Genomic DNA, 12,486 nt, shown 5'->3' on the forward strand with positions numbered 1-12,486 from the left:
CGCCGCCTCAGATGGCGGGCAGGTGCGGATGCGCCCACCATGACCGAGATGTGAAGCCCCCTGATCCGCCCGTGAAGGGCACCACGGAGATCCCATGCCCCAGGAAGAGCCCCGGGTCCCCGACCCGGTGACACTCCACCCACGCCCGCCCTTTCCCGACCAGGAGCAGGACCATCCCGGCTCCACGGAGCGGATGGAGCCGCGACCCGACCACGGCGAGGACTCCTACGAGGGCCACGACCTCCTGATCGACCGGGCGGCGGTCGTCACCGGCGGCGATTCGGGCATCGGCCGGGCCGTCTGTCTGGCGTTCGCCCGCGAGGGGGCCGACGTCGTCTTCACCCACCTGCCCGAAGAGGCGGACGAGGCGGAAGAGACGGCTCGCCTGGTCCGCGCGGCAGGCCGCAAGGCCGTCCCTGTCGCGTGTGACATCCGTGACGAGGAGCAGTGCGAGGCCCTGATCGACCGGGCCGTGCGGGAACTCGGGCGCGTCGACCTCCTCGTCAACAACGCCGCCTACCAGATGTCGCAGCCCGACGGCATCGAGGCGATCACCACGGAGCAGTTCGACCGGGTGATGAAGACGAACCTGTACGGGATGTTCTGGCTGACCCGTAAGGCTCTGGAACACATGCCGCGTGGCGGCTCGATCGTCAACACCACCTCCGTGCAGGGCTACCAGCCGAGCCCGCACCTCCTCGATTACGCGATGACGAAGTCGGCGATCATCTCCTTCACCCACGGACTGGCCCAGATGCTCGCCGAGCGGGGCATCCGCGTCAACGCGGTCGCACCCGGGCCCGTATGGACACCGCTGATCCCCGCGACGATGCCTGACGCGACGAAGTTCGGCGAGCAGTCACCCCTGGGCCGCCCCGCGCAGCCCGCCGAGATGGCGCCCGCCTACGTGTTCCTGGCTTCGCCGCAGGCGAGCTACATCACCGGAGAGATCGTCAACGCCACCGGCGGCACACCCCTGCCCTGACCGATTCGCCTGGCGGACGTCGGGCCGGGGCGTGTCCTGCCGATCGACGGCGGGACACGCCCCGGCTCATCCGTCCGCCCTCCCCCGCTCCGAACGCCGCGCGGCGTCGCGGCGTTCGTCGGCGTGGCCGCCGGCGCCCAGCAGACCGGTGGCTTCGAAGGGCTGCGTACGCTCCAGGCGGGGCAGTTCACTGCGGGCGATGCGGGTGACGAGGGGCGGTAGAGCGGCCCGTACCGGTTGGACGGCACGAAGCCAGGCAGGCATGTAGACGGACGAAGCCCGTCGTTCCGCGGCGGTGGCCAGCCGGTCGGCGACCTGCGCCGCCGGGTACACCTTGCGTGCGGGCGCCGGCATGTGGGCGCGCAGTTCGCGCAGGACGGCATGCCGGTCGGCGTCCCGGATCATGTCCGTGTCGGTCCAGTTGATGTAGGCGATGCCGACCGCCACCCCTCGGTGGGCGAGTTCCGCGCGCAGGGCGTGCGCGAAGGACTCGACGCCCGCCTTGGAGGCGCAGTAGGCGCTCATGAGGGGGGACGTCCCCATGGATGCCAGGGAGGCGACCTGCAGGTAGTAGCCGCGCGTGTCGAGGAGGTCGGGCAGGAAGCAGCGTGCCGTCGCCGCACTGCCGATCAGGTTGACCTCGATGACACGGCGCCAGACCTGCGGGTCCGAGTCGGCGAACGGGCCTCCTTCGGCGACTCCGGCATTGCCCACCACCACGGACGCGGGTCCCAGGCGGGTGCGGACCTGCCGGGCCGTGTCGGCCATGGCCGCGTCGTCGGTCACGTCGACTTCCCAGCAGGCGCAGTCGTTGTGCAACGCGTCGGCCACCTCTTGGAGGCGCGGGCTCTGGTGGCCCAGCAGGGCCAGTCGCGCCCCCCGCGCGTCGAACGCCCGCGCCAAGGCCGCGCCCAGCCCCCGCGCCGCTCCCGTCACCACGACCGTACGGCCCTGCAGGGGCCCGCTGTCCTTCCGCACGCCCACGTGGCGCCACCGCCCATCCGCAGCCCTGTCGTCCGGTCCCCTGGTTCCAGGATCGCCTGCTGAGCAGCCACCCGCAGGCCGAGGGATCGAGAGCGCGGCGAGCACGCGTAGTCGGGCGGCCTGCGGACAGAAGCGGGACGAGGCTACGAGGAGGCGACATGGGCGACGTGGGCGATCCGTCCGACGAGCTGCACGGGCGACTGCGGCGGGAGTGCGGTCGCCGGGCGGAGGACCTGTGGGCTGTCAGCCGCGCCCTGCACGCGGATCCCGAGCTCGCCTACGAGGAGCACCACGCGGCCCGGTTGCTGACCGGCGAACTCAGGCGGGCGGGGTTCGCCGTCGAGTCGGGGACGGCCGGACTCGACACGGCTTTCGTGGCCCGCGCGGGAAGCGGGCGGGGGCGGTGCGTGGCACTGCTGTTGGAGTACGACGCGCTGCCGGACCTCGGACACGCGTGCGGGCACAACCTGATCGCCGCTGCCGGGCTGGGAGCCGCTCTGGCGTTGCGCGGCGTCCTGGGGGCGGAGTTCGAGGGCACGGTGCTCGCCGTGGGGACGCCGGCGGAGGAGCGGGGCGGGGGCAAGGTCGCGCTGGCCGAAGCGGGCGTGTTCGACGGTGTGGACGCCGCGCTGATGTTTCATCCCGGCGTCCACGACTGGTCATGGGCGCCGCTGACCGCGCAGACGCAGGTGCGCGTGGGCTTTCACGGCCGGGCAGCGCATCCGACGGGCGATCCCACCCGGGGGATCGATGCCCTGGCCGCCCTCGTCCAGCTGTTCAACACGGCCGCCGTGATGGGCAGGCGGTTGCCGTCCGGGTCACACGTTCAGGGGATCGTCACCGACGGAGGCAAGGCGACCAACATCGTGCCGGCCTTCGCCGAAGGCCTGTTCGGCCTGCGCGCGGCCACCAGCATCGCCCTCGACGCGCTGGTGGCCGAAGTCGGCGCCTGGGCGCAAGGGGTCGCGGCCGCGACCGGCACCACGGTGGAGGTGACCCGCCTGGGCAAGGGCTATGCCCACTTCCGGGACAACGACGTCCTCTCGGACCGGTTCGGCCTGCACCTCGCACGCTCGGGCATCCGACTCACCCAGCCCCTGGGCGGGGTGTTCCTCGGATCGTCCGACATCGGCGACGTCAGCAGCCGCGTCCCCGCCATCCATCCGTTCGTCGCGATCCTGGGCGACGACGCCTCGGACCACACCCCCGCCTTCGCGCGCGCCGCCGCCTCGGAACGTGGGCGCGAGGTGATGCTGGCGGCTGCCGAAGCCCTGGCCTGCACGGCCGCCGACGTCCTCGGCGACGCCGGCTTGACCGCCCGGGCCTGGGCCCGCCAGCGGGAGAAGGCGGCGGCGGGACTCTGATGCCCGGGCCGCGGCGCTGGGCGCCGTCCCGGACTTCCCGCGCGCAATGGTGGGTGCTCCGGGCGGGATCGCCCCCCCGTCTCCCCGCAGGGTCCGGCTCCTTTCACGGCCCGCCGTCCGCCTCCCGGTCGGACCGGGGCCATACGTACGGCAGGTCGTCCGGCACACCGGGGAAGTGCTCCCGGTAGAAGTCCGGGGCCTTGCGCACCAGGGCGGACTGATGGCTTCGATGGAAGTCCGGTGCGCCCAGCCACGGCGGCAGATCGCCGTCGGCGGCCAACTGCTCCTGCGTCCGCGGGGCTCCGGCCGGCTGCACCGCTCCGAAGTCCCGCACCAGAGTGACGGCGCAGGTATCGGCGCGCCCCTCCGCGGTCCACGCCTCGCAGATCTGCAGCCCGTACCGGACGAGTGCCTCCTCGTACCCCGCCCACATCCGCACCGCCGGGTGCCTGCGCCATCCGTACCCCGGAACGACCAGGCCGCGCAGCACCTGCACGGCCTCGACGCGCTGCTTGCCGAGCCTCTTCGCGTCCAGCACGGCCGCTGAGGCGTCGAACGACGGAAACGGAAGGAATGTCTGCACGGTGCGAGCCTGGCAGAGGTCACGGAGTAACGCGCCCCCGGACGTCCCGTCGGACGATCGGATCCCGGTTTCCCGTGTACCGCAACGCACGGCACGGCACGACCTCGCGACGGTGGCCACTGATCCGAAATGCGTGAGATGCGGCGTGAGCGGGGTACGCGCACCATGACCGTGGCATCACATCGTCGATGAAAGGTTCGGTCATGCCCCGAGGTTCCAGCCCCAAGCGCGAGCGTCAGTACGAACACATCAAGGAGTCGGGCGAGAAGCGCGGCATGTCGGAGGGCCGCGCGAAGGAGATGGCCTCCCGCACGGTGAACAAGGAACGCGCCCGTTCCGGTGAGAGCAAGACCGCGAGCCGCAGTTCCACCCAGGGCAAGTCCGCCTCGCAGCGCGGCGGGGAGAGGTCCCGCGGCGGCGGCAGCTCCTCCGAACGCACCAAGGACGACCTCTACCAGGAGGCGAAGAAGCGCGGCATCGACGGCCGCTCCACGATGACCAAGGAGCAGCTCAAGAACGCCCTGGGTCACTGACCGCGGGACGCACCCGCGGGGCCCGGCCGCTCCGCCCTCCCCCGGCCCGCCACTTTCTCGCGCGGTGCGCCCCACCCATGCCGTTCCGGTAGCCGTTCCGGTAGCAGGAGGAGTTCCCGTGGCCGTCCGTCATCAGCTCATCCGGCGCCCGCCTCGAAGTGTGTGGGCCGTGCTCGCCGACCCGACCCTGTACGGGGAGTGGGTGGTGGGTCCGTCCGAGTCCACACCGCTCGATCAGGGCTGGCCGGAGGTCGGATCCCGGCTCCGGTACACCCTGCGGCTGGGCCCCTGGTCGACCGAAGGGGTGACCACGGTACGTCACCGGGAACTCGGCCGGGAGCTGGAACTGGAGGCGGCGTTCAAGGCCCTGGGCACCGCGCGGATCTTCCTCCAGCTCCGGCCGTGGGGCGAGGAGACCCTCGTCGTCTGCGACGAGCACCCTTTGCGCGGCCTGGGTGGCTCCCTGCACAACTCCGTCGTCGAAGCGGCCCTGCAGCTGCGGCACCGGGGCATGCTGGCCCGCCTGGCCAGGGTCGTGGAGCGGCAGCCGGGCGGGGTGCCCCGTGCCTGACGCGGTGGTGATCGGCGCCGGCCCGAACGGGTTGGTGGCCGCGAACGTGCTGGCCGACGCCGGGTGGAGCGTGGAGGTCCTGGAGGCGCAGGAGGAGCCCGGCGGAGCCGTGCGCAGTGACCGCGGGGTGCACCCGGACTACGTCTCGGACGTCTTCAGCGCCTTCTATCCGCTCGCCGCCGCCTCCCCGGTCCTCGCGGCCCTCGACCTGGCCGCGGAGGGCCTGCGGTGGAGCCACGCCCCGTCCGTACTGGCCCACCCGCTGCCGGACGGGCGGTGCGCGGTGCTGGAGCGCCGGGTGGAGGACACCTGCGCCGGCCTGGCCGGCTTCGCCGCTGCCGACGCCGACGCCTGGGAGAACTTGTACCGGACGTGGGCCCGGGTGGGGCCGGACCTCGTGCAGGCCCTGTTCACGCCCTTCCCCCCGATCCGCTCCGGAATCCGGCTGGCTGCGAAACTCCGCGCCTCGGGGGGCCTGCGGATGGCGCGGAAGCTGGCCCTGCCGGTGCGCCGACTGGGCGAGGAGGAGTTCGCCGGGGAAGGGGGCCGGCTCCTGCTCGCCGGTAACGCGCTGCACGCCGACCTGGCTCCCGAGGCGGCGGGCAGCGGCGGTTTCGGCTGGCTCATGTCGATGCTCGGGCAGAGCCACGGCTTCCCGGTGCCCGTCGGCGGGGCCGGTGCCCTGACCGCGGCGCTCGTGAGCCGCCTGCGGCGCAAGGGAGGTGTCCTGCGCTGCGGGGAGCGCGTCGCGTCCGTCGTCGTACGCGGTGGCACGGCCGTCGCGGTCAGGACCGCGGGCGGGGAAACCATCGGCGCGCGGCGGGCCGTACTGGCGGACACGTCGGCAACGGCCCTGTACCGGGACCTCGTGGGCGAGGAACACCTGCCGTCCCGCCTGCTGCGGGACCTGGACCGCTTCCAGTGGGACTTCGCGACGTTCAAGGTCGACTGGGCCCTGACCGGCCCGGTGCCGTGGACCGCGCCGCAGGCCGCGGGAGCGGGGACGGTCCACGTGGCGGACGGGGTCGACGGGCTGACCCGGTTCGCGGCACAGATCGCCATGGGGCAGGTCCCCGACGAGCCGTTCACCCTCTTCGGCCAGATGACCACGGCGGACCCCACCCGTTCACCGGCCGGCACGGAATCGGCGTGGGCCTACACGCACGTCCCGCAGCACATCACCTCCGACGCCGGCCCCGACCGCATCACCGGCCGCTGGGACACCCGCGACCAGGAAGCCATGGCCGACCGCGTCGAAGCGCAGCTGGAACGCTTCGCACCGGGCTTCCGCGGGCTCATCGGCGCCCGCCGCATCCTGGCCCCGACCACCCTGCAGGCCATGGACGAGAACCTCCACAACGGTGCCATCAACAACGGCACCACCGCCCTGCACCAACAGGCGGTCTTCCGCCCCACCCCCGGCACCGGCCGCCCCGAGACCCCCGTCAAGGGCCTCTACCTCGCCTCCGCGGCCGCCCACCCCGGCGGCGGCGTCCACGGCGCACCCGGAGCGAACGCCGCCCGGGCCGCCCTGCGCGCCCACGGCCTCCACGGGCTCCTCCACCGCGCCCAACGCGCGTGACGCATACGGCCGCGTACGACCCCGCACGGGTGACACCGGGCCGTCCCCGGCGTGCCCCGCGCCATGCCGGGTACGCGCGCTCCATGTCCTCCTCCGAGAAAACCGCCGCCGCCCCGTGGAACGACAGCACGCTCGCGCTCCTGGTGCACGGATACGCGTGGCTGCCCAACCGGATGCGCCGCAGCCAGGACGGTACGGTCCGGACCCGTCTGATGGGACGGCCCGCGATCGCCCTGCGCGGTCCGGACGCGGTCGCCTTCTTCTACGACGAGAAGCACGTCGTACGCACCGCGGCCCTGCCCGACCCGGTCCTGGACACCCTCTTCGGTCAGGGCGCCGTCCACACCCTCGACGGAGACGGGCACCGGGTGCGCAAGGCGATGTTCATCGCCCTCCTCAAGGACGGCGCCGGAGTCGCCGCGCTGGGAGAGCACATCACCCGGCGGTGGCGCGAGGCGATGGCCGATCGGCGGCAGGACCGCATGGTGCTCTTCGACGAGGCCGCCAAGGTCCTCGCACTCGCCGTCCGCGACTGGGCGGGCGTCCCGCTCTCCGACGCGGCGGCCGCCGACCTGGCCCGCGACTGCACGTCCATGGTCGACGGGTTCGCCACCCCCGGCCCCCGCCACCTGCGCGCCCGCCGGGCACGGCGCCGCCAGGAAGACGCCCTCGCCGGCCTGATCACCGAGGTGCGCACGACGCCGGAGCCGGGCTCCACGGGTTCGGCACTGGAGGCGGTGGCCTGGCACCGCGACCTGGACGGCACCCTCCTGGACGCGCGTACCGCCGCAGTCGAACTGCTGAACATCATCAGGCCCACGGTCGCCATCGCCTGGTTCGCCACCTTCGCCGCCCACGCGCTGCACCGGTGGCCCCGGCACCGCGACCTCCTGCGGGCCGACGCCGCAGGCTCGTACGCCGAGGCGTTCGCCCAAGAGGTACGACGCTTCTACCCCTTCGCCCCCTTCGTCGCGGGTCTCGCCGCGCAGGACCTGACCTGGCACGGGGAGCACGTTCCCGAGGACGCCCTGGTCCTGCTCGACCTGTACGGCCAGAACCACGACCCGGCCCTGTGGGAGGATCCGTACCGGTTCGACCCGCGCCGGTTCGCCGTCCCCGAGGGGCCGCAGGACCCACTGGACAACCTCGTCCCCCAGGGTGGCGGGGATCCGGCACGCGGCCACCGCTGCCCCGGGGAGGACATCACCGTCACCGCGCTCGCGGTCATCGCGACGGAGCTGGCGCGGCTCGACTACGAAGTCCCCTACCAGGACCTCGGAATCCCCCTGTCCCGCATGCCCACGCTCCCCCGAAGCGGCTTCGAGCTCCGCCTGAGCTGAGCGGCCGGGCCGGTGACCGGGCCTGCCACCCGGACCGGTACGCCCCCGCCAAGAGCCCCGGCCGCAAGGGCATGAGCGCCCGCGGCGAGGACCGGAGCAAGGCGGGCGGCGACGAGGACGGCATGCACGACACGGCTGCGCGGAGACAACGGGCCCCCACGCAGACGCACCGCATCGGCCACGGCAGGGCGGCGGGGGGCCCGCCGTGGCCGCCGCAGCGCCTCACGGCTCGATCGTCATCTCCGCACACCGGGTGACGACGGATGCGAGTGCGCGCCCCTCGGCCTGCAACCGGCGCTGCGTGCGGGCGCCGTTCCCCCTTTCGTGCAGGTACGCGATGCCTTCCCGGACCCGCTCGTCATCGCCCTGCTCCTTCAACGCCTCGCGCACGTGCTGGTACAAGGCGTCGACCGCGTCTTCGGCAGACGTCTCCCGCATGGTTTCCGGGTGCAGCAGCGGTCCGTCCAGGCCTGACCGGCCGGCCCGCCAGGATGCCAGTCGCAGCAGGCTCGTGCCGATCCTGGCCGCAGGCTGCCCGTCCTGCCAGGCGCGGGCCTCCGTCTCGACCAGACCGCGGATGAGGGCTGCGAGAAGGACCGGCGTCGAGGGGTCCAGGCAGACGTCCGCGACCCGAACCTCCACGGTGGGGTAGGTGTCCGACAGCCGTGCGTCGAAGTAGATCATGCCCTTGTCGCGCAGCACTCCGGTGTCGATCATCGCGCGGACCTGCTCGTGGTAGCGGTCGGCGGAGCCGAAGACGTCCACCGGGCCGGCGGACGGCCACCGGTTCCACACCCGGCTGCGGTAGCTTCCGTATCCGCTGTCCTCGCCCTGCCAGTAGGGCGAGTTGGCGCTCATCGCGGTCAGGACGGCCAGCCAGGGCCTGATGCGGTCCAGGACGGCCACGCCCTCGTCGTCCGACGCGACCGACACGTGGACGTGGCACCCGCAGGTCAGCTGCTCCTGTGCGGTCAGCCCGAACTGCTCGCCCAGCCACCGGTAGCGTGGCCCGGCGTTGAGCGACGGCCTGACGGGCAGCGGAGACGTCGCGACCGCCGCCACCACGGCGCCGGCACTCGCCGCGTGGTGGGCTGCCTCGCGGCGGATGCGGACGATCTCCTCTTGGAGCTCGCCCATCTCGGTGACGGGTTTCGTGGCGAACTCCAGCTGTTCCTTGTGCAGTTCCTTCTCGAACTCGTGCTCCCCTCGACCGTTCGCGCCGGGGCGCTGCCAGGCGGAGCGCTCCGCTGCCGCCAGCACGGCCCCCGACACGGCGAGCGGGGCCCCGCTGTGCTCGTCCACGAGCAGCAGTTCCTCTTCCACGCCTACGCTTCGCATGTTGCCGCCTGTGGTTCGAATCGTCAGATGCTCCGCACCTGCCCGGCCATCCCTCGGACATGCCGTCGCCCTGTGCGTTCATGCGACGCCGAAGGTTGCCCCGAGTCGAGCGCGATCGGCGGGGCAGGCGCGGGACCGGAGGTGATCGATCTTGCCCAGACGGATGGACGCGACGCGAAGGATCTGGTCGGCGGTCACGGACCGGGCCGACTATCTGCGTCGCGCGGCGCGAGGAGCCGGGGCCGAGCGTGACGAGGTACTGCTCGGTGCCAAGACCGTGATCGCGGCGATGGCGGCGTGGGTCCTGGCGCGCTACCTGCTTCCGCCGTCGGTGTCGACGTTCGCGCCGTTCACCGCGCTGGTGGCGCTCCAGGCCACCGTGTACCGCTCGGTGCGCGATTGCCTCCAGTACGTCCTGGCCATGGCGGCGGGAGCCGCTCTCGCCGCGTCCCTGGCGGCGTCGGCGGGCATCCACGGGTGGACGTTCGGCATCCTCACCCTGATCGCCCTCTGCGTCGGCAAAGCCCGGTGTCTGGGACAGCAGGGCACTCAGGTCGCCATCGTGGGCTTCTTCGCGTTCTCCTCCGGACAGGGCCAGATCGCCTACATCGGCCACCTGGTCGCAGCCGTGGGTATCGGCGCGCTCTGCGGCCTCGCCGTCCATCTCGTTCTCGCTCCCGCCCGACACACCCACCATCGCCAGCAAGCCGTGACCGACGTCTACACCACCATGGCCCGGCGCATCGAGGGCCTCGCACAAACCCTCGAAGCAAGTGGTTCCGACCGGGACCACCTACGGCAATGGCGACGTGACTGGCACAGGCTGTCCGCCGAGTGCGAACGCATCCGCCACGCCATCGACACCGAGATCGAGAACGGCCGCATGAATCCCCGCCGGAGCGCCGACGGCGGCGCCGGTGAGGCCCTCCCCCGCGCCCGGGAAGCGATCACCGTTGCCGAACGCGGCATGGACCACCTGCGCTCCATGACCCGCACCCTGGACTACGCCCTCGACAGCGGGGAACTCGAGGGTCTGCCGGCCGCCTTCCGCACCCGTTTCGGAGCCGTCCTGCGCTCCGCGGCCACCGCGATGGAGGAGATGGGCCAGGCGTCCCCGACCGATCCGGACGGGCTCGACGCGCGGATCGACGAAGCGGCCGCAGAACTCGAACGGGTGCAACGGCAGGAACGGACGTCCCCGGAGGCTTCCCCGGCCGTACACACCGTGCAGGGCACGCTCCTCACGGATGCCGGCCGCCTCCTGGCCGATATCCGGTCGGGCTGGCAGAGCGTCGCCCGAGCGGGAGTGGGGTAGACGCGGCAGGAGGGACGCCGGCCGTCGGCAGCCGGGCGTCGCCCCGCGGTCGAGTCGTCCGCCTGGCCGGCCGCGCCAACACCCGTAGAGGTCACCACCGCCGTCGACGGCCCGGTGAGGGGTGGCGTCGGCAAGGACGAACCATGAAAGCGGCAGTGTACGAAGGACCGCGGACGGTGACGGTCAAGGACGTTCCCGACGCGAAGATCGAGCACCCCTGCGACATCCTGGTGAAGATCACCACCACCAACATCTGTGGCTCCGACCTGCACATGTACGAGGGACGGACCTCCTTCGAAACGGGCCGGACCCTCGGCCACGAGAACCTCGGCCAGGTCGTCGAGGTGGGCAAGGCCGTCAGCAAGGTCCGGGTCGGAGACTGGGTGGTCCTGCCCTTCAACATCGCCTGCGGCTTCTGCAAGCAGTGTGAGCAGGGCCTCACGAACTACTGCCTGACGATGCAGCCCAAGCCGGACATGGCCGGCGCCGCGTACGGCTTCGCCGAGATGGGCCCCTACCAGGGCGGCCAGGCGGAACTGCTGCGCGTCCCGTACGGCGACTTCAACGCCCTGCGCCTGGGCGAGGACGCGGCCGAGCGGCAGCTCGACTACGTGATGCTGGCCGACATCTTCCCCACCGGCTACCACGCCACCGAAATGGCGGGCGTGAAGCCCGGCGACCAGACGATCGTCTACGGCGCCGGTCCGGTGGGCCTGATGGCCGCCTACTCGGCGATGCTCAAGGGCGCCGGCCGCGTGTGGGTCGCCGACCACCAGCCCGATCGGCTCCGTCTTGCCGAGGAGATCGGCGCCATCGCCGTCAACACCGCGGACCAGGACCCGGCCGAGGTCGTCAAGGAAGCCACCCTCGGCCTGGGCGCGGACAACGGCTGCGAATGCGTCGGCTACCAGGCCCACGACCCCCAGGGCCGGGAAGACGCGACCCTGACCCTGAACGGGCTCATCGACTCGGTCCGGTTCACCGGCGGCATCGGCGTGGTCGGCGTGTTCCTGCCCGAGGACCCGGGCGGCGCCGAGGCGCAGGGCGAGCTCGAAGCCCAGGGGAAGGTACCGCTGGACTTCGGCATGCTGTGGTTCAAGGGCCAGCGCATCGGCACCGGCCAGGCACCCGTCAAGCGCTACAACCGGGCCCTGCGCGACCTGATCGCCGGCGGGAGGGCCGAGCCGAGCTTCCTCGTCTCCCACGAACTCGGCCTGGACGAGGCCTCATCGGCGTACGAGCACTTCGACAACCGCGACGACGGCTGGACCAAGGTCGTCCTCCACCCGAACGGCAGCAGCCGCAGCGGGGGCGGATCCTCGCGCCACACGCTGCAGGAACTGCGCCAGGAAGCGCAGGCGCAGGGCATCGAAGGCCGCTCCCACATGAACAAGCAGCAGTTGGAACGGGCACTCAAGCGGTGAGCTGGAGCGACCCCACCGGATGAAGAGGGCGGCCCGGACATCGAAGCGGGATGTGGGGGTAGCCGGCGGAGATCCGGGACACGATCCTGAACGGCGACATCCTCGTTCTGGCGACGCCCATCTGGCTCGGCCACCCGTCCGGCATCGCCCAGCGGGTCCTGGAGCGGCTGGACGCCGAGATCTCCGAGACCGACGCCGAAGGCCGCATGCTCACCTACGGCTACGTCGCCGCGGTCTGCGTCGTCGGCAACGAGGACGGCGCCCACCACGGCCACTTTGGCGGCCAACACCGCCCACCTAGCCCGGCGCCTCAAGGCAGCTCCCTATCCGGCGATTTGACCCGGCCCTCCCCCTCGCCGCCCCCCCCCCCGCCCGCGGGGGGGGGGGGGGGGGGGGGGGGGGGGCCGGGGGCGCCGCCCGGCCCCCCCCCCCCCCAACACCCGGTGGGCGGACCCGTATTTGTCGTA

11 protein-coding genes and 1 pseudogene are annotated in these 12,486 nt (G+C 72.4%); 9 read left to right on the top strand and 3 right to left on the bottom strand.

Going from position 1 to position 12,486, the window contains the following annotated elements; all coding sequences use genetic code 11:
• Nucleotides 1-94 precede the first annotated feature (94 nt).
• Complete coding sequence (locus ACFYP3_RS06335) at nucleotides 95-985, top strand: SDR family oxidoreductase (protein ID WP_388827594.1); 891 nt, start codon at nucleotides 95-97, stop codon at nucleotides 983-985.
• Nucleotides 986-1,051: 66 nt separating this feature from the next.
• Here the strand turns inward: ACFYP3_RS06335 and ACFYP3_RS06340 are convergent, their stop codons facing one another.
• Complete coding sequence (locus ACFYP3_RS06340; RefSeq protein ID WP_388827670.1) at nucleotides 1,052-1,963, bottom strand: SDR family oxidoreductase; 912 nt, start codon at nucleotides 1,961-1,963, stop codon at nucleotides 1,052-1,054.
• 164 nt (nucleotides 1,964-2,127) lie between these two features.
• Between ACFYP3_RS06340 and ACFYP3_RS06345 the strand changes: the two genes are divergently transcribed.
• Nucleotides 2,128-3,333: an amidohydrolase gene (locus ACFYP3_RS06345; protein ID WP_388827597.1), complete on the top strand. Its 1,206-nt coding sequence runs from the start codon at nucleotides 2,128-2,130 to the stop codon at nucleotides 3,331-3,333.
• A gap of 103 nt (nucleotides 3,334-3,436) precedes the next feature.
• Here the strand turns inward: ACFYP3_RS06345 and ACFYP3_RS06350 are convergent, their stop codons facing one another.
• A complete protein-coding gene (locus ACFYP3_RS06350; protein WP_388827600.1) occupies nucleotides 3,437-3,916 on the bottom strand; it encodes an MSMEG_6728 family protein in 480 nt (159 codons plus the stop codon).
• Nucleotides 3,917-4,119: 203 nt separating this feature from the next.
• On the opposite strand from ACFYP3_RS06350, the gene ACFYP3_RS06355 reads away from it, so the two are divergent.
• The 4 genes from ACFYP3_RS06355 to ACFYP3_RS06370 all read left to right on the top strand — a co-directional run bounded on the left by ACFYP3_RS06355 (nucleotide 4,120) and on the right by ACFYP3_RS06370 (nucleotide 7,942).
• Nucleotides 4,120-4,449, top strand: a complete 330-nt coding sequence (locus ACFYP3_RS06355) for a plasmid stabilization protein (RefSeq protein WP_388827603.1) — start codon at nucleotides 4,120-4,122, stop codon at nucleotides 4,447-4,449.
• 118 nt (nucleotides 4,450-4,567) lie between these two features.
• A complete protein-coding gene (locus ACFYP3_RS06360; protein ID WP_388827606.1) occupies nucleotides 4,568-5,020 on the top strand; it encodes an SRPBCC family protein in 453 nt (150 codons plus the stop codon).
• Nucleotides 5,013-6,602, top strand: coding sequence for a phytoene desaturase family protein (locus tag ACFYP3_RS06365; protein WP_388827608.1), 1,590 nt, complete (start codon nucleotides 5,013-5,015; stop codon nucleotides 6,600-6,602). The genes ACFYP3_RS06360 and ACFYP3_RS06365 overlap by 8 nt, the downstream gene beginning before the upstream one ends.
• 83 nt (nucleotides 6,603-6,685) lie before the next feature.
• Nucleotides 6,686-7,942: a cytochrome P450 gene (locus ACFYP3_RS06370; RefSeq protein ID WP_388827611.1), complete on the top strand. Its 1,257-nt coding sequence runs from the start codon at nucleotides 6,686-6,688 to the stop codon at nucleotides 7,940-7,942.
• Nucleotides 7,943-8,164: 222 nt separating this feature from the next.
• Here ACFYP3_RS06370 and ACFYP3_RS06375 read toward each other — a convergent pair whose 3' ends face one another.
• Nucleotides 8,165-9,280, bottom strand: a complete 1,116-nt coding sequence (locus ACFYP3_RS06375; protein WP_388827614.1) for a glutamate--cysteine ligase — start codon at nucleotides 9,278-9,280, stop codon at nucleotides 8,165-8,167.
• 151 nt (nucleotides 9,281-9,431) lie between these two features.
• On the opposite strand from ACFYP3_RS06375, the gene ACFYP3_RS06380 reads away from it, so the two are divergent.
• The 3 genes and pseudogenes from ACFYP3_RS06380 to ACFYP3_RS06390 form a co-directional block, all read left to right on the top strand.
• Nucleotides 9,432-10,595 (top strand): aromatic acid exporter family protein, encoded by a 1,164-nt coding sequence (locus tag ACFYP3_RS06380; RefSeq protein WP_388827617.1) that lies wholly within the window; start codon nucleotides 9,432-9,434, stop codon nucleotides 10,593-10,595.
• Nucleotides 10,596-10,738: 143 nt separating this feature from the next.
• Nucleotides 10,739-12,019 (top strand): alcohol dehydrogenase catalytic domain-containing protein, encoded by a 1,281-nt coding sequence (locus ACFYP3_RS06385; RefSeq protein WP_388827620.1) that lies wholly within the window; start codon nucleotides 10,739-10,741, stop codon nucleotides 12,017-12,019.
• An 86-nt stretch (nucleotides 12,020-12,105) separates the two neighbouring features.
• Nucleotides 12,106-12,358: pseudogene (locus ACFYP3_RS06390) on the top strand (NADPH-dependent oxidoreductase); the annotation flags it as partial.
• Between the last annotated feature and the right edge of the window lie 128 nt (nucleotides 12,359-12,486).

The organism is Streptomyces sp. NPDC005533, assembly GCF_042871845.1.
Lineage (GTDB): Bacteria > Actinomycetota > Actinomycetes > Streptomycetales > Streptomycetaceae > Streptomyces.